The sequence below is a fragment of the Pectobacterium sp. CHL-2024 genome, from assembly GCF_044751765.1.
Taxonomy (GTDB): domain Bacteria; phylum Pseudomonadota; class Gammaproteobacteria; order Enterobacterales; family Enterobacteriaceae; genus Pectobacterium; species Pectobacterium brasiliense.
Window position 1 is genome coordinate 80515 of record NZ_JBIXKO010000006.1, and the last position, 20978, is coordinate 101492.

Genomic DNA, 20978 nt, shown 5'->3' on the forward strand with positions numbered 1-20978 from the left:
GTAACGCCAGAATCGCCTGATTGATAACACATCAATCAGACAATCTCCTTATCAGCAGTAGCCACTGTACTTAACAGTAACCATAGTTCATCAAACGCTGATAACGGCGGTTCAACAGCTCTTCTTCTGTCAGGCCGTCGAGGTCGAGCAGGTCGGCCAGCAGCTGTGCTTTCAGAGACTCTGCCATCGCTGGGACGTTACGGTGCGCCGAACCTAACGGCTCAGGGATCACGGTATCGATCAGCTTCAGCTCTTTCAGACGCGGTGCAATAATGCCCATGGCTTCTGCTGCCAACGGCGCTTTATCTGCACTCTTCCACAGGATAGACGCACAGCCTTCCGGTGAAATCACCGAGTAGGTGCTGTACTGCAGCATGTTGACCTTGTCGCCCACGCCGATAGCCAATGCACCACCGGAACCACCTTCGCCGATAACGGTACAGATGATTGGCACACGCAGCGTCGACATTTCACGCAGGTTGCGCGCGATAGCCTCAGACTGACCGCGTTCTTCTGCGCCCACGCCCGGATAAGCTCCCGGCGTGTCGATGAAGGTGATGATCGGCATCTTGAAGCGATCGGCCATTTCCATCAGGCGCAGCGCTTTGCGATAGCCTTCCGGTGCAGGCATGCCGAAATTACGGCGAATCTTTTCTTTGGTCTCACGCCCTTTCTGATGACCAATGATCATCACCGGACGCCCATCCAAACGAGCAATTCCACCAACAATGGCTTTATCATCGGCGTAGGCGCGATCGCCAGCCAATTCATCAAAGTCGGTAAAGATATGCTTAATATAATCAAGCGTATAAGGACGTTGTGGATGGCGCGCTAATTGCGCAACCTGCCAGGCACCCAAATCGGCGAAGATTTTGCGCGTCAGTTCAACGCTCTTCTCACGCAGGCGCTGGACTTCTTCGTCCAGATTAATATCTAATTTTTCGTCTTGACGGCTGACTGCGGTCAGCGAGTCAATTTTCGCTTCCAACTCTGCAATCGGCTGCTCAAAATCAAGAAAATTCAGACTCATAGTATTCCTATATTAGTCAAATTCCAGTTCCACCTGCTCATTACCCACTAATGTGCGCAGCTCGTTCAGTAGCGCATCGGCAGGCGTTACACGCCATGCTGCGCCGAAACGTAGTCGGGCGCGCGCATCTTCACGCTGGTAATAGAGATGCACTGGGATCGTCCCCGATCGGTGGGGTTCCAACGATTGGCGGAGACGGTTTAATAGCTGGTCATCAATTTGCCTGTCAGTCAGCGAGATAGCAAGCCCGCGCGCGTATTTTTCCCGCGCTTCACTGATATCCATTAACTCTCGGACGGTCATTTTAAGCCCGCCGCTGAAGTCATCAAAGCTGACCTGTCCACTGGCGATAAGGATACGGTCTTTCTCAAGTAAATGCTGATATTTTTCCAATGCATCGGTAAACAGCATTATCTCAAGACGACCGGAACGATCGTCCAATGTACAGACACCAATACGGTTACCCCGCTTGGTGACCATGACGCGGGCCGCCAACACCAGCCCAACGGCAGTGGTCATTTTACCCCGATCCGTCGGGTGCATATCTTTCAAACGCACGCCACCAGCATAGCGTTCAATTTCCTTAATATATTGCGTGATCGGGTGGCCGGTCAGGTACAGCCCCAGCGTTTCCCGTTCACCATCCAGCACCACCTGCTCCGGCCACGGCGGCACCGTGCTGTAGGATTGCTCAACCTGTTCAGGCGCATCGGCCAGCACGCCGAACATATCCACCTGACCAATCGCTTCCGCTTTCGCATGCTGATCGGCGGCCTTCAGCGCATCAGGCAATGAATTCATCAACGCGGCACGATGCGGCCCCAGACGGTCAAACGCCCCAGACATAATCAGCTTTTCCAGCACGCGGCGGTTCAGCTTTTTAATGTCGGTACGCGCGCAGAGATCAAACAGCTCTCTAAAATAGCCACCCTGATTACGCGCTTCGATAATCGCCTCAATCGGGCCTTCACCCACGCCTTTAATCGCACCGATGCCGTAAACAATCTCGCCATCGTCGTTAACGTGGAAGTGATACAGCCCGCTGTTGATGTCCGGAGGCAGGATTTTTAACCCCATCCGCCAACATTCGTCGACCAGACCGACCACTTTATCCGTGTTGTCCATATCGGCCGTCATTACGGCCGCCATGAATTCTGCCGGATAGTGCGCCTTCAGCCATAGCGTTTGGTAAGACACCAGCGCATAGGCCGCGGAGTGAGATTTATTAAAGCCATAACCGGCGAATTTTTCCACCAGATCGAAAATCTTAACCGCCAGTTCGCCGTTTACGCCGCGAGATTTGGCACCATCTTCGAAGCCACCACGCTGCTTCGCCATTTCGACCGGGTTCTTTTTCCCCATCGCACGACGCAGCATATCCGCACCGCCCAGCGTATAGCCCGCCAGAACCTGCGCAATCTGCATGACCTGTTCCTGATACAGGATAATGCCGTAGGTCGGCTCCAGCACAGGCTTGAGTGACTCGTGCTGCCATTCGATATCAGGATACGAGATCGCTTCACGGCCATGCTTACGGTCGATGAAGTTATCTACCATGCCGGATTGCAACGGGCCGGGACGGAACAACGCCACCAGTGCGATCATATCTTCAAAGCAGTCAGGCTTAAGGCGTTTGATCAGGTCTTTCATGCCGCGCGATTCAAGCTGGAATACCGCTGTGGTTTCCGAGCGTTGCAGCATGTCGAAGCTTTTCTTATCGTCGAGCGGAATCGCCGCAATATCAATCGGCTCCAGCCCTTGCTTCGCGCGACGGGCGTTAATCATTCCCAGCGCCCAGTCGATGATGGTCAGCGTACGCAGGCCAAGGAAGTCGAACTTCACCAGCCCGGCATATTCCACGTCGTTCTTATCGAACTGGGTAACCGGATGGTTGCCTTCCGCATCGCAATACAGCGGCGCGAAATCGGTAATCTTGGTGGGGGATATCACCACCCCACCCGCATGTTTACCGGCGTTACGCGTTACCCCTTCGAGCTTACGCGCCATATCGATGAGAGCCTTAACTTCCTCATCGGCTTCATAAATTTCCGGCAGTTGCGGTTCAGCAGCAAACGCTTTTTCCAGCGTCATGCCCGGATCGGGCGGCACCAGCTTTGAAATACGATCGACAAACCCATAAGGGTGCCCAAGCACGCGCCCTACGTCACGAATAACCGCTTTCGCCGCCATCGTACCGAAGGTGATAATCTGCGATACCGCATCACGCCCGTACATTTCCGCGACGTGATCGATGACCTTGTCGCGTTTTTCCATACAGAAATCGACGTCAAAGTCAGGCATGGAAACACGTTCAGGATTGAGAAAACGTTCAAACAGCAGGTCGAATTCCAGCGGATCCAGATCGGTGATTTTCAGCGCATAGGCCACTAACGAACCCGCACCGGAACCACGTCCCGGTCCAACAGGTACATCGTTATCCTTCGACCACTGAATAAATTCCATTACGATCAGGAAGTAGCCGGGGAACCCCATCTGGTTGATAACGCCCAGTTCAATATCCAGACGTTCATCATATTCAGGCCGACGCTCAGCGCGCACTTCCGGATCGGGGAACAGGAATTCGAGACGCTCCTCCAGCCCCTTTTTCGAGCACTGAACCAGAAAGTCTTCCGTACTCATGTCGCCCGTTGGGAACTGCGGCAGGAAATATTCACCCAAACGAATCGTTACGTTACAACGCTTGGCAATTTCAACGCTGTTCGCCAGCGCTTCGGGGATATCCGCGAACAGCTCGCACATTTCTTCTTCGGAACGCATGTACTGCTGTGGGCTGTAATTACGTGGACGCTTGGGATCGTCAAGCGTGTAGCCATCGTGAATGGCCACGCGGATTTCGTGAGCGTCAAAATCATCGGTGCTGATAAAACACACTTCATTGGTTGCCACCACGGGCACCCCGTGCTTCGTCGCCAGTTCGACGGCGGCGTGCAAATAGCTTTCTTCATCGGGGCGGGACGTGCGGATCAGTTCCAGATAGTAACGCTGGGGGAAGTGTTCCTGATAAAAGGCCAGACACTGTTCGGCCTGCGTCTGGTTACCACGCAGCAAAAATCGACCGACATCACCCCGGCGGCCGCCAGACAGTAAAATCAGCCCTTCCTGATGTTCAACAAGCCAATCCCGGTCAATCGTCGGCCCGGCAGCGCCATAGCCTCGTTGATAAGCGTGGGAAATCAGCAGCGTAAGATTCTGGTAGCCAGCATTATTCATGGCCAGGACGGTAAGATGCGCGAGCTCATCCCCCAATTCGTCGCTTTCGACACAGAAATCTGCGCCGATAATGGGCTTGATTCCCGCGCCATGCGCGCCGCCATAGAATTTAACCAGCCCACACAGGTTGGTAAAATCAGTAATCGCCAGCGCTGGCATGCCGAGTGCCGCCGCTTTTTTTACCAGCGGACCGACTTTGGCCAGCCCATCGATCATGGAATAGTCACTGTGAACACGCAGGTGAACAAAACGTGGTTCGGCCATCTCCAGATCCCAGAATTTATCGATTAGTCAGCATGGCAACGGCACGCTTACGTGCCCACGCCATACCGAGAGTTAATGATGATGTTTACGCCAGACCTAATGCACGTCTGACTGGCGCGAAGCTCCGACGGTGAAACTCAGTGGCACCCAGTGCGGCCAGTTTCTCCAGATGAAAAGCCGTTGGATAGCCTTTGTGTTGGGCAAAACCATAAGCAGGGAAGCGTTGATCCAACTCGACCATCTCACGATCGCGAGTCACTTTCGCCATAATCGAGGCCGCGCTGATTTCTGCCACGCGGCTATCCCCTTTTACGACCGCCTGAGCGGGCATCGGCAAAGCCGGGCAACGATTGCCATCAATGAGAACAAAATCAGGCACGACAGCCAACCCAGCAACCGCACGCTGCATTGCCAGCATGGTAGCATGCAGGATATTCAATTGGTCAATCTCTTCCGGTTCCGCACGGCCAAGGCTCCACGCCAATGCCTTCTCTTTGATTTCATCATAGAGCGACAGTCGACGTTTTTCACTCAGCTTTTTGGAGTCCGCCAGCCCGACAATTGGCCTAGTCGGGTCAAGAATCACCGCAGCCGTCACGACCGCACCAACCAGAGGGCCGCGGCCCACTTCATCAACACCAGCGATACAGCTCGCCTGCGGATAGACAAATATTTCACTCATGATCTTATTAACATGGTTTTATTAACACGGCTTGACTAATTCCAGCACCGCCTGAGCCGCTTGCTCATCGGCGTTACAGCGGATCTGCTGGTGCAAATCCACAAACGTCGCGCGTAGCTCAGCCATTTTTTCTGTATCGGCAAACAGAGGCAGCAGCGCAGCGGCCAGCTTGTCCGGCGTACAGTCCGTCTGTAGCTGTTCGGCCACCAGCTCACGTCCCGCCAGCAAATTCGGCAGAGACACCCACGGTGTTTTGACAAGGCGCTGCGCCAGCCAGAAGGTAAAGGGCTTCATGCGATACCCTACAACCATCGGACATTTAGCCAGCATGCACTCCAGCGCTGCCGTACCCGATGCCAACAGAGCGGCATCACTGGCAATCATGGCTTCTCGCGCTTGCCCATCCAGCAGATGTACGCGTAGATCGGGCGCCACGCTACTTTTTATCCGCTCGAACTGTTCACGGCGCTTGCTGTTGACCAGCGGAACCACGATTTCCAGATCGGTAAAATGCTGGCGTAGTAACACAGCCGTATTGAGAAAATCTTCGCTAAGCATTTCAACTTCTGCACCGCGACTGCCCGGCAGCAGCGCCAGACAAGGTACATCCGGTGCAATACCCAGCGTCGCACGTGCAGCCAGCTTATCGGGGTGCAGCGGCATCGCATCGGCCATCGTATGACCGATAAAGCGACAAGGTACATTGAAACGATCGTAAAACGCTTTTTCAAAAGGCAAAAAAGCCAGCACCAGATTGGTCGCTTTACCTATTTTGAAAACGCGTTTTTGACGCCATGCCCATACGGAAGGGCTGACGTAGTGAATGGTATTGATACCGCGCTTTTTAAGGTTGCCCTCTAGCGTGATATTGAAATCAGGTGCATCAATGCCCACGAAAACATCAGGTTGAAGCTCGCTAAAGCGCTGGGTTAAATCTCGCCGAATTTTCAGCAGGCGGGGAAGCCGTCCAAGCACCTCAACAATGCCCATGACAGCCAGTTCTTCCATCTCGTACCAGGCTTCACAGCCTTCGGCCTGCATACGTGGCCCGGCAACGCCGACAAACCGCGCATCAGGCACCTTTTCTTTAAGCGCCCGGATCAGGCCTGCGCCAAGGATGTCGCCGGAAGTTTCTCCGGCGACCAGCCCAATAGTCAAAGGACGTGATGACATGGATTAACGAATGATGCCGCGAGTAGAACGGGCAAAGAAATCGGTAAACGCCTGCACAGCCGGGTGTTCCGCCGCCAGCGCTTCAATTTCCGGTTTCACTTCGTCCAGTGTTCTGCCGCTGCGGTAGAGGAGCTTGTACGCGTTACGAATCGCGTGCAGGGTGTCTTTTTCGAATCCACGACGCTTCAGGCCTTCAATATTCAGGCCAAACGGCGTGGCGTGGTTACCCTGCGCGATCACATACGGCGGCACGTCTTGCGCTACACCGGAACATCCGCCAACCATGACGTGGGCACCGATAATGCAGAACTGGTGCACGGCCGTCATCCCACCGATAATCGCAAAATCATCGACGGAAACGTGGCCACCCAGCGTCGCGTTATTCGCCAGAATACAACGATTGCCCACTACGCAGTCATGTGCGATATGCGTGTTGATCATCAACAGGTTATCGCTACCGACTTTAGTCAACCCGCCGCCCTGTGTCGTGCCACGATGAATCGTGACGCTTTCACGGATGCGGTTACGATCGCCAATCTCAACGCGGGTCGGTTCCCCGGCATATTTGAGATCCTGATTCACTTCACCAATTGACGTGAACTGATAGATTTCGTTGTCGCGACCAATTTTAGTGACGCCATTGACGACGACATGTGATTTCAGCACCGTCCCCGCACCGATCTCAACCTGAGAACCGATATAGCAGAACGGGCCAATATGAACGCCAGCACCAATAATGGCACCGTCTTCAACAATCGAACTAGGGTGAATAAAGGCGGTTTGATCAATCACGTTATCAGGACTCCCGACGGCGAGCACACATCATTGACGCTTCACAGGCCACTTCGCCATCAACTTTGGCAACACCTTTAAAGCGCGCAACGCCGCGACGCTCTTTGATGAATTCAACTTCAAGGATCATTTGATCGCCTGGCTGCACGGGGCGCTTAAAGCGCGCTTCGTCTACAGCGGCGAAATAGTACAGCTCACCCGGTTCCAGTTTACCTACGCTTTTAAACGCAAGAATACCGGTGGCCTGAGCCATGGCTTCCAGAATCAGCACGCCGGGAAAAATCGGTTTGCCCGGGAAATGGCCCTGGAAGAAGGGTTCGTTGAAAGAGACGTTTTTCACCGCCCGCAGAAACTTCCCTTCTTCAAAATCCAGTACCCGATCAACCAGCAAAAACGGGAAACGGTGCGGTAATAATTCTAAAATCTCTTCAATATGCAGAGTATGAGTGTCAGTAGTCAAAATACTCTTCCTGTCCATAAAAACTGATGCCATCAACAACACGGCCTGCGCAGACCCTAAATTAGGTGTCTTCAGGCAGGCCGCAAATAAAACGCGAGTGATTAAACGTTATCGACTTTTCGTTCAACGGCTTTCAACCGTTTGCTTATCTCATCAATATTCATCACCAGCGCTGCAGTTTTGCGCCACACTTTGTTGGGTTGCAAAGGAATGCCCGAAGAGTATACCCCAGGTTCTGTGATTGGTCGCATGACCATCCCCATTCCCGTTACCGTCACTTTATCGCAGATCTCCATGTGCCCGTTAATCACGCTGGCACCACCGATCATGCAATAACGACCAATCTTCAAGCTCCCCGCCATAATGACGCCACCCGCTACCGCGGTATTGTCGCCAATCACAACGTTGTGCGCAATCTGACATTGGTTATCAATGATAACACCATTACCAATGACCGTATCATCCAACGCACCACGATCGATGGTTGTGCTCGCACCGATCTCAACCCGATCGCCAATTCTGACTGTACCCAGCTGTGGAATCTTCACCCAGTTACCGCGATCGTTAGCATAGCCAAAGCCGTCAGAACCGATCACCGTTCCCGACTGGATCAGGCAATGCTCACCCAGTTCAACGCGGTGATAAATCGTTACATTTGCCCATAAACGCGTACCGGCACCAATGCGGGCATCTTTACCGATAAAACAGCCAGGGCCAATGACAACGCCATCACCCAGCTGTGCGCCAGATTCGATAACGGCATTTGCACCAATAGACACGTTCTGGCCCAGCGTCGCGTCTGGAGCAATAACCGCACTCGGTGCAATATCAGTTGCTGGTTGCGGTGTCGTATCCAACAGTTGCGCCATACGCGCATAGGTCAGATAGGGATTCTTCACTACCAGCGCCGCAACCTGACAGTAAGGTAAATCCGCTTCCGTCAGCACGACCGCTGACGCTTGCGTCCCGGCCAGTTGCTCACGGTAACGACTGTCGGAAAGAAACGTAATTTGCCCAGTTTTTGCTGAATGCATAGAAGCAACACCGGTGATGACGATATCGCCATCACCGTGTAATTGTGCATCCAACTGTTGAGCTAACGCGTCCAGTCGAATTGAATACATGTATTATTTAACCTGTTTCAGCACATCGGCAGTAATGTCTTTCGCATTGGCGACATACGCAACTGCGTTAGCGTCAATCACAACATCATAACCTTCTTTGGTGGCAACGGCTTTCACCGCATCCTGAATACGGCTCAGGATTTTGTTACGTTCTTCCATCTGACGGCGGCGGTTGTCTTGATCAAAAGCCTGCGCTTTAGTCGAGAACTGCTCGCGCTGCGCCATGACGTCCTTCTCCATTTTGCTGCGCTCGCTCGCTTTCATGGTAGAACCATCACGTTGCAGTTTCTGCATCTTACCCTGTAAATCGTTTTCCATCGATTGCAGTTCAGAAGCACGACCTTTGAATTCGTTTTCCAGCTGTTTGCCAACGGTTTCACGCTGCGGCAGCTGTTGGAAAATGCTGGAAACGTTAACAACGGCAATTTTGTCAGCAGCCTGAACGCTGGCTGAAGCAGCCAATGCTAAACCGAGGCCTGCGGCACATAACCACTTTTTCACTATAAACTCCTCAACCTAACCTAATTTGTGTCTTAACACTTTAATTATGAGCATCGCGTCATGGTATGAAGGTCTTATGTTCGACCATTCATACCCATGAACTATTCATATCAACGAAAGGCTCGTCTCAACGAATCATGATGCGACATTCCCTGCATACGACCTATTGACGTCACACTACCAGGTTTTGCCAATGTTAAACTGGAATTGTTCCGACTTGTCTCCATCGTACTTTTTAACCGGCTGGGCATAGGAGAAGACCAATGGCCCAAGCGGAGACATCCATTGCAACGCGATACCGCTGGAAACACGGAAGTTACTCGCCTTGCTGTAATCCGGCACGCCCGCGGCAATCGTTGCAGGTGTATTTTTCCAGTTGGTATCCCATACCGTACCGCCATCCACAAAGAAGGACGTACGTACGGAGCTCGCATATTTATCGCTGATAAACGGTGTTGGCACGATCAGTTCCGCACTCAATACCGCCATCGCGTTACCGCCAACGGCATCATCCAGATTGGTCGAATCAATCGGACAATTGGAATAAGACGTCGCACCCGCAGCACACCGGTAATACGCCGCTTTAGGACCAATCGTATTCGACTGGAAGCCACGTACCGTACTGGAACCACCCGCATAGAAGTTGTCGTAGAACGGCACTTCTTTGCTACCGATACCATCCGCAAAGCCTGCGCGCGTACGGCCCATTACCACCCAGTTACCGCTATCGCTCAACGGGTAGTAGCTCGCCGAATCAAACGTCAGTTTGTAGTATTCGTTGTCCGAACCCGGTACGGCAATCTTGGCATTCGCAGACGCACGTGTGCCTTTCGTCGGGAAGTAGCCGCGATCCAGATTGTTATACGACCATCCGGTATTCAGGAAGAAATCGTTCGCTTTGAAGTCAGCGCTAGATTTATTCCCTTCCTGAACCACAGATGGATTAACGCCCACGGAATCCAGATAACGCCACATCGCCACCTGCGGTCTCATATCCGACAGATCGTTATGCACATAATCCAGACCGACACGCAGTGAGTTATTCTCGTTAATCGGGAAGCCCAAGGTGCTGCCAACGCCATAACTCACGTTAGTGTAGTCGGACAGATCGGCGTCTGATGCCTCAAATTTGTTATAGAATATGCGCCCACCGAGGCTAACGCCATCGACGGTAAAGTACGGGTCGGTCAGTGACAGCTCAACATACGTCTGGTAGTCGTTTTTAGTCCCGCTGATACCAACGGAGTTACCCGTTCCCAGCCAGTTGTCCTGCTGGACGCCAGCCTGGAAGCTCACGCCACTTTCTGTACCGAAACCGACACCAAAGTTGAATGTCCCCGTATTACGCTCTTTGACTTTATACGTGACATCAACCTGATCGGCCACGCCGGGAACACGCTGCGTTTCTACATCAACGCTTTCAAAGTATCCCAGACGGTTTAAACGCTCTTTGCCCTGCTCAACCAGATCGTTGCCTAACCAGGCACCTTCCATCTGACGCATTTCACGGCGCAGAACGGAGTCTTTAGACGTGTCGTTACCGTCAAAGCGGATATGACGCACATAGAAACGGTTACCGGCATCAACGTTGATGTTTAATTTCACCGTCTTGTCTGCGTCATTAATTTCCGGCTGTGTGACCACACGTGGATAGGCATAGCCATAACGACCCAGTAGCTTCTTGATGTCCTCTTCCATCCGGGTCACTTTCGTCCCGTTGTAGAGTTCACCCGGTTCAATCTTCGTCAACCCTTCGATTTCCGCAGAGTGACCAGCCAGATTGCCTTTCACCGCTACACCGGACAGCTTGTACTGCTCGCCTTCCGTCATATTGATGGTGATGTAGATGCCTTTTTTATCTGGCGTCAGGCTCACCTGTGTGGAATCGATGTTGAAACGCGCATAGCCGCGATCCAAATAGAAACTCCGTAACGTTTCCAGATCGCCAGACAGTTTTTGTTTCTGGTATTTACGATCGCCGACCACGTTCCACCACGGCACTTCATCACGCAGTTGGAAACGAGAGATCAATTCGTCGGAACTGAACGCTTTGTTACCGACAATATTAATCTGCTGGATCTTGGCGGAAACGCCTTCCGTGAAGACCAGTTTCAGGTCTACGCGGTTACGCGGGAGTGGCGTGACAACGGCTTTAACCGACGCACTGTACTTGCCCACGCTGTAGTAGAAATCTTCCAGTCCTTTTTCGATGCTGGTGAGCGCAGTGCGGTCTAACGCTTCACCGACTCGCACGCCAGAGGCCTCCAGGTTTTCTTTCAGCATGTCGTCTTTGACTGACTTATTGCCGGAAAACGTGACGCTGGCGATGGTTGGACGTTCTTTCACCTGCACAATCAGCGTTTCGCCATCGCGCAGGACACGAACATCTTCAAAATTTCCGGTCGCAAACAAGGCACGGATGGTGTTACCGATATCATCGTCACCGATGGTATCACCAACGCGGACTGGCATACTGAGTAATGCCGCCCCGACGGCAACCCTTTGCAGGCCCTCGAAATGAATGTCCTTCACTACGAACCCGTCTGCACCGTATACGGTTGCGCTGCTAAACAGCAGCGACGCTATGAGCAACTTTTTGATCGCCATCGTTGTTATGCGTTTTTCCTAACCTAATCCCGCGCCTAGAGACGAGAGAAATCATTGAAAAGTGCGAGTCCCATTAACAACATCAGCAACACTGTACCAATGCGATAGCTAACGTCCTGCACACGCTCAGAAACCGGCCTGCCCTTCAACTTTTCAACCGCAAGAAAGAGCAGGTGTCCACCATCCAATACCGGCAGAGGGAACAGATTGATGATCCCCAAATTGACGCTGATTAAGGCCAAAAACATCAGGTAATAAATCAATCCATAATCTGCTGACATTCCTGCGCCCTGAGCAATCGAAATGGGACCACTCAGGTTGTTCAGCTTAACATCCCCCATAACCAGTTTCCCTAACATACTGACGGTCAATTTCATCAGTTGCCAGGTTTTATCTGTTGCCTGGTAGATCGCACTGAACGGCCCATACTGGCGCACAGTCCTGTATTCTTCAGGCAGCGGCGTCACACTTGGCATAACGCCTGCCAGCCCTTCAACTCTGCCACTTCCCACAGATTTGCTGTCTGGCGTTAACGTCAACGGGACTGTTGAGCCGTTGCGCTCCACCTCCAGAGCAATAGATTGTCCGGGGTTGTCACGCACGGCGATAACAAAATCACGCCATTGCGCTAGCGCCTGCCCGTCGACTTTAACGATCCTATCTCCGACTTGCAAACCTGCTTTTTCCGCCGCCGACCCAGCCTGCACCTGATGCAGTACCGGCTCAATTTGCGGCCCACGCGGAATAATCCCGAGCGAAGCGGCAGGATCTTGCTTATCAGGCTCAAACTGCCACTCGCGTAAATCCAGCGTTTTCTGAACGACACGGTCAGAGCCTAAAGGTGCGGTTCCGATCACAACATCGCTATCGCCGATTTTACCGATCAGGGCCAGACGCGCAGTATCCCAATCAGGCGTTTCGATACCGTCAACGGACTTTAGTTCCGTTCCCGCCGACATTTCCGCCTGCGCCGCAATGGAGTTGGGCAGTATTTCACCCACTACCGGACGCACGCCCGGTACGCCGAGAATAAACACCAGCCAGTACGCCACAATGGCAAACAGGAAATTGGCAATCGGACCCGCGCTAACGATAGCCGCACGCTGCCAGACCGTTTTGCTATTAAATGATTGGTGACGAAATTCTGGCGCAACGGTGTCGACGCGCTCATCCAGCATCTTCACGTAGCCGCCAAGCGGGATCAGCGCAATCACAAATTCTGTACCGGTACGATCGCGACGACGCCATAGCGCGCGTCCGAAACCGACGGAGAAGCGTTCGACCTTCACACCACAGCGGCGCGCTACCCAGAAATGCCCAAATTCATGGACAGTGACCAGCACACCCAGTGCGATGATAAACGCGGCAAGATTCCAGAGAAAACTCAGCATAAATAGCTCTACCGCTTTATTCTAAGCCACTTTAAACAGCAGCAGCATCAGGCAAGAGAACACAGGAACCGCAGCAGTCAGGCTGTCGATACGATCGAGCACACCACCGTGCCCCGGAATCAAATGGCTACTGTCTTTGATGCCCGCCTCGCGTTTGAACATACTTTCCGTCAAATCACCCAACACCGAGGCCAGCGCAGCGGCGATAGAACATATCAACAACGTCGATGGCGCTACCGTTAATGGCGCATACAGGCTAAACAGCACAGAGATGAGCGCAGAGGTTGCCAGGCCACCGAGAAAGCCTTCCCAGGTTTTGCCCGGCGAAACTTTTGGCGCGAGCTTACGCTTACCAAACAGTTTACCGAACATGTAGGCACCGCTGTCCGCTCCCCACACCAGCAGCATGACGTACAGCAGCCACCAGGCACCAGCAAATGGGTTAATCGCGTAATTGTAATGACGAAGCGCGACCATGCCCCAGAAAAACGGCACGATCGTCATGATACCGAATACCAGTCGCAATGTACGCGAATGACGCCAGAATGAGGCGGAAGCCGGATAGAACAGCACCAACAGCAGCGCGACACCCCACCACACCAGCGATGACCAGAGCGCGATACTGATTTGCGGAATATGGACGGAATAATGGTAGGCCGGGAGTGATAACAGCATCAGCGCCAGCAAGAAACCACACAGGATCGCGAGCCACAGGCGTTGACCATAAGAGGCAAACCCTGCCAACTGACCCCATTCCCATGCCGCCAGCATACAGACAGCCAGCGTAACAAGCGTGAATCCCAGAGGAGGCAGCAAGAAAAGTGCTGCAATAACAATCGGGATCAAAATAAAAGCAGTAATCAGGCGATACTTCAGCAAAAGTTCCCCCTAGGATGCATCAGCATCGATAGGTGTTGTTCCCCCGAAGCGGCGCTCGCGTTGTGCAAAAGCATTCAGCGCACCTTCAAAGACTTGTTCATCGAAATCAGGCCAGAGGACATCAGTAAAGTAAAGTTCAGCATAAGCAATTTGCCACAGAAGAAAATTACTGATGCGGTGTTCTCCACCGGTTCTGATCACCAAATCAACCGGAGCCAGATCATGCAGACAGATGTACTGACATAATGACGCTTCATTAATGCTATCAGGGCGTAGAATGCCTTCCTGCACCTGCTCTGCAAGTTGCCGTACTCCCTGAATAATATCCCAACGGCCGCCATAATTCGCGGCAATATTCAGTGTGAGCCCCTGATTCTTTTCCGTCAGTGCTTCTGAACGGCGGATTCGCTCTTGTAAACGCGGACTGAAGCGGCCGATATCGCCAATCACCCGCAAGCGAACATTGTGCTTGTGCAGGCTTTTCACTTCGCTATCCAGCGCTCTGACAAACAGTTCCATGAGTGCGGAAACTTCCTGCGCCGGACGGTTCCAGTTTTCACTGCTAAATGCGTAAAGTGTCAGCGCGTCCAGCCCTTGGCTCACTGCAAAACTGACTGAACGCCGCACAGCCTTTACACCAGCCTGATGGCCAAAAATCCGCATTTTCCCCCGGCTTTTTGCCCAGCGACCATTGCCATCCATGATAATGGCAACATGCCGCGGCCCGGCGGGTGGCAGATCGTTAGTATTTTTTTGATTATCGGACGGCATAACGCGTACTTATTTCCTCAAGCAAGAAATACAACAGTCCTTCCGTAACATCAGACCCCGTTAGCGCAAAAAAAGCCGTGAACGATCACGGCTTAGCTTCACGGTCGATTAAACAACTTTCGCATAATCAACCATTGAGTGGCGCAGACTATACCACCTCCACCGCACATGAACAAATTGTGCCACGGCGCTATCCCGCTATCGCGCGTAATGTGTCAGGGTCTGTGTTGCGACCTGTCTGGCCCAGCGGTCAATAAACAGAACATCATCAACGCTGGTGGGTTCTGGTAATGTAAGTTGTTCAATAACATGCCGATTTACCGCCGCAATATCCGTAAAACGGATCTGCGACTGCAAAAATGCCGCTACCGCAATTTCATTTGCGGCATTTAATGTCGTAGTGGCCGACTGACCATGATTACAGGCATCAATAGCGAGCTGTAAACAAGGATAGCGTGCATAGTCCGGTGCCAAAAATGTCAGCGCGCCAATCTGGCAAAAATCTAACGCTTTTGCACCCGATGCCACACGTTCGGGATAAGCCATTGCATGGGCAATCGGCGTGCGCATATCGGGCGATCCCAACTGCGCCAGAACGCTGCCATCACGGTAACGCACCATCGAGTGAATCACCGACTGCGGATGAATAATGACTTCCATCTGTTCGGCAGAAGCATTAAACAACCAGCGCGCTTCGATGTACTCCAGCCCTTTGTTCATCATCGTGGCAGAATCGACCGAAATTTTGCGCCCCATTGACCAGTTTGGATGCGCACACGCCTGATCTGGCGTCATGTCTGCCAGCGCCGACACCGGAGTTTCACGAAACGGCCCACCGGAACCGGTCAGAACAATACGTTCGACCCCATGCTGCGACAATGAAGCGTAGCCTAATTGACGCTGAATTTGCTCAGGTAAACTCTGAAAAATCGCATTATGTTCGCTATCAATCGGTAAAAGCTGTGCGCCACTTTGCGCCACGGCGTCCATGAACAGACGTCCGCAGGTAACCAGTGATTCTTTGTTCGCCAGCAACACCTGTTTTCCGGCATGAATTGCCGCTAGTGTTGGCAATAACCCTGCCGCACCCACAATCGCGGCCATGACCTGATCGACACCCTCTAATGCAGCAAGGTCACACGCGGCCTGCTCGCCAGCCAGCACTTCCGTTTTGCAACCATATTCCGCCAACTGCTGGCGCAGGGCAGTTGCAGAGGCTTCATCAGCCATTGAGGCATAGGCGGGTTGGAAAGTGAGGCACTGCTCCAGCATCAATTTGACGTTGTACCCGGCGGATAACGCGCGTACGGCAAATTTATCGGGATTGGCTTTAATGACGGCCAGTGAACTGACGCCAATAGAGCCAGTGGAACCAAGAATTGTCAGTTGCTTCATTAAAAATGCTCTGAATAACCGGATTTGATGACAGGAAGGTACACGAGTCTGAGACGATTACCATGATATATCTCCGCTATCGATCACAGTCACGATAGCCGCAGACACATACACAGCAAAAAATTGTTTACTACCCAGAGGGGCTAGCCTTCACCCATTCCTTGTATAACCATAAAATAAAGCGCCGCCGGAAAAAGAGGGCAAGCCCACAAATTCCCTGCGACGCACTATTCAACAGGCTGATTAGAACTCCATCAGCTCCGCTTCTTTCTCTGCCAGAGCGACGTCCACTTTCTTAATGAAGTTGTCAGTCAGCTTCTGCACGTCGTCCTGAGCGCGACGTTCTTCATCTTCACTGATCGCTTTATCTTTCAGCAGCGCTTTCAGTTTGTCGTTAGCATCACGGCGCACGTTACGCACAGAAACGCGCCCCTGCTCTGCTTCGCCACGAACCACTTTGATCAGGTCTTTACGGCGCTCTTCCGTCAGCGGTGGCAGCGGAACACGGATTACGGTACCAGCAGAAGACGGGTTCAGGCCGAGGTCGGAAGCCATGATCGCTTTCTCAACTGCCGGGCCAAGTGAACGGTCGAATACGGTGATTGCCAGCGTACGGGAATCTTCTACGACAACGTTAGCAACCTGACGCAGTGGCGTTGCGCTGCCATAGTATTCAACCTGGATGCCATCGAGAATGCTAGGCGATGCACGGCCGGTACGGATTTTGCTGATCTGATTTTTAAACGCTTCAACACATTTGTCCATGCGCGTTTCAGCATCTTTTCTGATTTCATTAGTCACGTTGTGAACCCTTGAAAACTGGTTGCCTGGCAGGCCATGTCAGTACATGACCCGGTGAATAATTAATGCCAGCGCGCGGCTGGCGTATGGCGCAATACTGGGGAGTATAGTACCCCATAATTAGCGTGAGCCGTTATTACTGACTAATCAACGTCCCTTCTTTTTCACCCATGACAACGCGACGCAGTGCGCCAGGTTTGTTCATATTGAAAACACGGATGGGTAAATTATGGTCGCGTGCCAGCGTGAACGCGGCAAGATCCATCACTTTCAGCTCACGTTCTAACACGTCTTGATAGGTTAGCGTTTCGTACATCGTCGCTGAAGGATCTTTCACTGGATCGGCAGAATAGACGCCATCGACTTTGGTCGCTTTCAATACGACATCCGCTTCAATCTCAATGCCGCGCAGACAAGCCGCAGAATCCGTGGTGAAGAAAGGGTTGCCTGTTCCAGCGGAGAAGATCACTACGCGGTTATTACGCAGCAGGCTAATCGCCTCTGCCCAGCTGTAGTTGTCACAGACGCCATTCAGCGGAATAGCAGACATCAGGCGAGCGTTCACATAGGCACGGTGCAACGCATCACGCATTGCCAGACCATTCATGACGGTCGCCAGCATTCCCATGTGGTCGCCCACAACGCGGTTCATACCCGCTTTAGCCAGACCCGCGCCACGAAACAGGTTACCACCGCCGATAACCACACCGACCTGAATGCCTAACTCAACCAGTTCTTTCACCTCCTGAGCCATGCGATCCAGAATGCTCGCATCGATACCAAAACCTTCAGTTCCCTGTAAAGCTTCGCCACTGAGCTTCAGCAGGATTCGTTGATAGACGGGTTTTGCATTGGTTGCCATGGTGTTCTTATCCTACAGGCTGTCGTCGTATTGGGGGGTTGTAAAAATCAAAACTGTTCTACTCGGCTCCTATCTGAATGCAGGAAACCAAGCGAACTAAAACTCTTTGGGCTGGATAAAAAGGAACCGCCAACTGGCGGCTCTTTTTTTTGCTATTAAGACTGCTTACTCATTGCTGCAACTTCAGCAGCAAAGTCAGTCTCAACTTTCTCAATACCTTCACCCACTTCGAAACGGATGAAGTTAGTCACGTCAGCGTTGTGCTCTTTCAGCAGTTGACCAACAGACTTAGCTGGATCCATAACGAAAGGCTGACCCGTCAGAGAAACTTCGCCGGTGAATTTCTTCATACGGCCTTCAACCATTTTCTCTGCGATTTCTTTCGGCTTGCCAGACTGCATCGCGATTTCTAACTGAACCTGGTACTCTTTTTCTACCACTTCAGCAGATACGTCTTCTGGCTTAACGAATTCTGGTTTGCTTGCTGCAACGTGCATAGCCAGGTGTTTAACCAGCTCTTCGTCAGCGCCTTTAGCGGCAACCAGAACACCGATGCGCGCACCGTGTTGGTAGTTACCCAGAACTTCGCCTTCAAGAGCGGAAACGCGACGAATGTTGATGTTCTCACCAATTTTCGCAACCAGTGCAACACGCTCTTCTTCGAACTGTGCTTTCAACACGTCAACGTCAGTGATTTTGCCTGCAACCGCAGCGTCCAGCACTTTGTCAGCAAATGCCTGGAAACCACCGTCTTTAGCAACGAAGTCGGTCTGGCAGTTAACTTCCAGGATCACAGCGTAGTTACCGTCGATCTTAGTCTTGATCACGCCATCAGCAGCAACGTTACCTGCTTTCTTAGCTGCTTTAATTGCGCCAGATTTACGCATGTTTTCGATTGCCAGCTCGATGTCGCCGTTAGCTTCAACCAGCGCTTTCTTACATTCCATCATGCCCGCAGCGGTACGCTCACGCAGCTCTTTTACCAGGGATGCGGTAATTTCAGCCATTCTAAAATCCTCGGAAGATTTGTTCTGCCTGGTCGTCACGACCAAACAGCTTTAAAAGTGAAAAAGGGGCCATAAAAAGGCCCCTAACCAAACTAGTACTACCTGGTTAATAAGGGCTCAACGAGCCAGACTTATTATTCAGCTTCTACTAAGCCTTCTTCTGCCTGCACAGCCAGATCTTGAGAACGGCCTTCGCGGACAGCAGTAGCAACAGCGCTCAGGTACAGGCTAACTGCACGGATTGCGTCATCGTTACCAGGGATGATGTAGTCAACGCCATCTGGATCGGAGTTGGTATCAACCACTGCGAATACCGGAATACCCAGGTTGTTAGCTTCTTTGATTGCGATGTGCTCGTGATCTGCGTCGATAACGAACAGCGCGTCTGGCAGACCGCCCATATCTTTGATACCGCCCAGGCTGTTTTCCAGCTTGTCCAGTTCACGAGTGCGCATCAGCGCCTCTTTTTTGGTCAGCTTGTCGAACGTGCCGTCTTGAGATTGGGTTTCCAGATCTTTCAAACGTTTGATGGACTGACGAACGGTTTTCCAGTTAGTCAGCATACCGCCCAACCAACGATGGTTCACGAAGAACTGATCGCAGTTGTTGGCTGCATCTTTTACCGCTTCGCTTGCTGCGCGCTTAGTACCAACGAACAGAATTTTGCCTTTGCGAGAAGCAATTTTGCTCAGCTCAGCCAGAGCGTCGTTGAACATTGGTACAGTTTTTTCAAGGTTGATGATGTGAACTTTGTTACGTGCACCGAAGATGAATGGCTTCATTTTCGGGTTCCAGTAACGGGTCTGGTGACCAAAGTGTACGCCAGCCTTGAGCATATCGCGCATGGAAACAGTTGCCATGATTACCTCTATTAATTAAGTATGGGGTTATGCCTCCACATGTCCCATTGCGCCGACCCCATCCGGTGAAACACCTCAGGAGCACCCCGGCGAACGTGCCGACATGTGTGTGTTATTTACACAAAGTGAGTTTAGTCGATGTGGTTGAATACCGTATAACCGATATCCAGCCGGATCATCGGCGCGCTTTATACCATAAATCCCCCAGCGACACCAACATTTGTTATTCAATCGTCCACAAATCAGAATGATAGTTTGGCAAGCCAGCGGCATGGCTGGTAACATAAGTTATTAGTTATCGCTCTTAATTTTTGTGCTTAACAGGCACCTGCGGACAATCATCAATGGCAATTTCAATTAAAACTCCTGAAGACATCGAAAAAATGCGCGTAGCTGGTCGTCTGGCTGCCGAAGTCCTGGAAATCATCGAACCCCACGTGGTACCCGGCGTGAGCACTGCCGAATTAGACAGAATCTGTCACGATCACATCACCAACAAGCAGCAGGCCATTTCTGCTTGTCTGGGCTACCACGGCTTCCCGAAATCCGTCTGCATCTCCATCAACGAAGTGGTGTGCCACGGCATTCCTAGCGAAGAACGCATTTTGAAAGACGGCGATATCGTCAACATCGACGTCACCGTGATCAAAGACGATTTCCACGGCGATACGTCAAAAATGTTTATCGTCGGCAAACCCACCATTCTGGGTGAGCGCCTCTGCCGCATCACGCAGGAAAGCCTCTATCTGGCACTGAAAATGGTTAAGCCGGGCATTCGCCTGCGCACGCTGGGCAAGGCGATCCAGCAGTTCGCGGAAGGGAATAACTTCTCCGTAGTGCGTGAGTATTGCGGTCACGGCATCGGCAAGGGCTTCCACGAAGAGCCACAGGTGCTGCACTACGATGCAGACGACGGTGGCGTCGTGCTGCAAGCGGGTATGGCATTCACGATCGAGCCTATGCTCAATGCCGGTGATTACCGTATTCGTACGATGAAAGACGGCTGGACGGTAAAAACCAAAGATCGCAGCTTGTCGGCACAGTACGAGCATACTATTGTGGTAACCGATAACGGCTGCGAAATAATGACGTTGCGAAAGGATGACACCATCCCCAACATCATCACGCATGAACAGTAAACACTAAGC

Annotated in this window: 18 protein-coding genes; 1 reads left to right on the forward strand and 17 read right to left on the reverse strand. The window is 52.1% G+C overall.

What is annotated here, in order from left to right:
* Positions 1-70 precede the first annotated feature (70 nt).
* The 17 genes from accA to rpsB all read right to left on the reverse strand — a co-directional run bounded on the left by accA (position 71) and on the right by rpsB (position 19830).
* On the reverse strand, positions 71-1030 hold the full coding sequence (accA, locus tag ACIPUG_RS11365; protein ID WP_010296434.1) for an acetyl-CoA carboxylase carboxyl transferase subunit alpha: 960 nt from the start codon (positions 1028-1030) through the stop codon (positions 71-73).
* Positions 1031-1042: 12 nt separating this feature from the next.
* On the reverse strand, positions 1043-4525 hold the full coding sequence (gene dnaE, locus ACIPUG_RS11370) for a DNA polymerase III subunit alpha (protein ID WP_039467040.1): 3483 nt from the start codon (positions 4523-4525) through the stop codon (positions 1043-1045).
* Positions 4526-4610: 85 nt separating this feature from the next.
* Positions 4611-5207 (reverse strand): ribonuclease HII, encoded by a 597-nt coding sequence (gene rnhB / locus ACIPUG_RS11375; protein ID WP_010284848.1) that lies wholly within the window; start codon positions 5205-5207, stop codon positions 4611-4613.
* Between the two features lie 21 nt (positions 5208-5228).
* A complete protein-coding gene (gene lpxB, locus ACIPUG_RS11380) occupies positions 5229-6380 on the reverse strand; it encodes a lipid-A-disaccharide synthase (protein ID WP_014914454.1) in 1152 nt (383 codons plus the stop codon).
* Between the two features lie 3 nt (positions 6381-6383).
* Entirely contained in the window at positions 6384-7172 is a 789-nt protein-coding gene (gene lpxA / locus ACIPUG_RS11385; RefSeq protein ID WP_010284845.1) for an acyl-ACP--UDP-N-acetylglucosamine O-acyltransferase, read from the reverse strand.
* 4 nt (positions 7173-7176) lie between these two features.
* Positions 7177-7632: a 3-hydroxyacyl-ACP dehydratase FabZ gene (gene fabZ, locus ACIPUG_RS11390; protein WP_010284842.1), complete on the reverse strand. Its 456-nt coding sequence runs from the start codon at positions 7630-7632 to the stop codon at positions 7177-7179.
* A 101-nt stretch (positions 7633-7733) separates the two neighbouring features.
* Positions 7734-8756 carry a UDP-3-O-(3-hydroxymyristoyl)glucosamine N-acyltransferase gene (gene lpxD, locus ACIPUG_RS11395; RefSeq protein ID WP_014914453.1) on the reverse strand — a complete coding sequence of 341 codons (1023 nt, stop codon included), beginning with the start codon at positions 8754-8756 and terminating at the stop codon, positions 7734-7736.
* Positions 8757-8759: 3 nt separating this feature from the next.
* Positions 8760-9257, reverse strand: a complete 498-nt coding sequence (gene skp, locus ACIPUG_RS11400) for a molecular chaperone Skp (RefSeq protein ID WP_014914452.1) — start codon at positions 9255-9257, stop codon at positions 8760-8762.
* Between the two features lie 177 nt (positions 9258-9434).
* Complete coding sequence (bamA, locus tag ACIPUG_RS11405) at positions 9435-11864, reverse strand: outer membrane protein assembly factor BamA (RefSeq protein WP_014914451.1); 2430 nt, start codon at positions 11862-11864, stop codon at positions 9435-9437.
* Positions 11865-11899: 35 nt separating this feature from the next.
* Positions 11900-13255, reverse strand: coding sequence for a sigma E protease regulator RseP (rseP, locus tag ACIPUG_RS11410; RefSeq protein ID WP_010284833.1), 1356 nt, complete (start codon positions 13253-13255; stop codon positions 11900-11902).
* Between the two features lie 21 nt (positions 13256-13276).
* On the reverse strand, positions 13277-14134 hold the full coding sequence (gene cdsA, locus ACIPUG_RS11415; RefSeq protein ID WP_010296412.1) for a phosphatidate cytidylyltransferase: 858 nt from the start codon (positions 14132-14134) through the stop codon (positions 13277-13279).
* A 9-nt stretch (positions 14135-14143) separates the two neighbouring features.
* A complete protein-coding gene (ispU, locus tag ACIPUG_RS11420) occupies positions 14144-14905 on the reverse strand; it encodes a (2E,6E)-farnesyl-diphosphate-specific ditrans,polycis-undecaprenyl-diphosphate synthase (RefSeq protein WP_014914449.1) in 762 nt (253 codons plus the stop codon).
* A 198-nt stretch (positions 14906-15103) separates the two neighbouring features.
* On the reverse strand, positions 15104-16300 hold the full coding sequence (gene ispC, locus ACIPUG_RS11425) for a 1-deoxy-D-xylulose-5-phosphate reductoisomerase (protein ID WP_039525119.1): 1197 nt from the start codon (positions 16298-16300) through the stop codon (positions 15104-15106).
* Positions 16301-16543: 243 nt separating this feature from the next.
* Complete coding sequence (frr, locus tag ACIPUG_RS11430; protein WP_014914447.1) at positions 16544-17101, reverse strand: ribosome recycling factor; 558 nt, start codon at positions 17099-17101, stop codon at positions 16544-16546.
* A 136-nt stretch (positions 17102-17237) separates the two neighbouring features.
* A complete protein-coding gene (gene pyrH / locus ACIPUG_RS11435) occupies positions 17238-17963 on the reverse strand; it encodes a UMP kinase (RefSeq protein WP_010284821.1) in 726 nt (241 codons plus the stop codon).
* A 155-nt stretch (positions 17964-18118) separates the two neighbouring features.
* Positions 18119-18970, reverse strand: coding sequence for a translation elongation factor Ts (gene tsf, locus ACIPUG_RS11440; protein ID WP_010296401.1), 852 nt, complete (start codon positions 18968-18970; stop codon positions 18119-18121).
* A 134-nt stretch (positions 18971-19104) separates the two neighbouring features.
* Positions 19105-19830: a 30S ribosomal protein S2 gene (gene rpsB / locus ACIPUG_RS11445; protein ID WP_010284816.1), complete on the reverse strand. Its 726-nt coding sequence runs from the start codon at positions 19828-19830 to the stop codon at positions 19105-19107.
* Between the two features lie 344 nt (positions 19831-20174).
* Here rpsB and map point away from each other — a divergent pair, with 344 nt between their 5' ends.
* Positions 20175-20969, forward strand: coding sequence for a type I methionyl aminopeptidase (gene map / locus ACIPUG_RS11450; protein WP_014914446.1), 795 nt, complete (start codon positions 20175-20177; stop codon positions 20967-20969).
* The last annotated feature ends 9 nt before the right edge of the window (positions 20970-20978 follow it).

Coding starts and splice junctions, on each gene's coding strand:
- accA (WP_010296434.1), bottom strand. CDS start 1,030: ATGAGTCTGAATTTTCTTGATTTTGAGCAGCCGATTGCAGAGTTGGAA.
- dnaE (WP_039467040.1), bottom strand. CDS start 4,525: ATGGCCGAACCACGTTTTGTTCACCTGCGTGTTCACAGTGACTATTCC.
- rnhB (WP_010284848.1), bottom strand. CDS start 5,207: ATGAGTGAAATATTTGTCTATCCGCAGGCGAGCTGTATCGCTGGTGTT.
- lpxB (WP_014914454.1), bottom strand. CDS start 6,380: ATGTCATCACGTCCTTTGACTATTGGGCTGGTCGCCGGAGAAACTTCC.
- lpxD (WP_014914453.1), bottom strand. CDS start 8,756: ATGTATTCAATTCGACTGGACGCGTTAGCTCAACAGTTGGATGCACAA.
- bamA (WP_014914451.1), bottom strand. CDS start 11,864: ATGGCGATCAAAAAGTTGCTCATAGCGTCGCTGCTGTTTAGCAGCGCA.
- rseP (WP_010284833.1), bottom strand. CDS start 13,255: ATGCTGAGTTTTCTCTGGAATCTTGCCGCGTTTATCATCGCACTGGGT.
- ispU (WP_014914449.1), bottom strand. CDS start 14,905: ATGCCGTCCGATAATCAAAAAAATACTAACGATCTGCCACCCGCCGGG.
- ispC (WP_039525119.1), bottom strand. CDS start 16,300: ATGAAGCAACTGACAATTCTTGGTTCCACTGGCTCTATTGGCGTCAGT.
- pyrH (WP_010284821.1), bottom strand. CDS start 17,963: ATGGCAACCAATGCAAAACCCGTCTATCAACGAATCCTGCTGAAGCTC.
- tsf (WP_010296401.1), bottom strand. CDS start 18,970: ATGGCTGAAATTACCGCATCCCTGGTAAAAGAGCTGCGTGAGCGTACC.
- rpsB (WP_010284816.1), bottom strand. CDS start 19,830: ATGGCAACTGTTTCCATGCGCGATATGCTCAAGGCTGGCGTACACTTT.
- map (WP_014914446.1), top strand. CDS start 20,175: ATGGCAATTTCAATTAAAACTCCTGAAGACATCGAAAAAATGCGCGTA.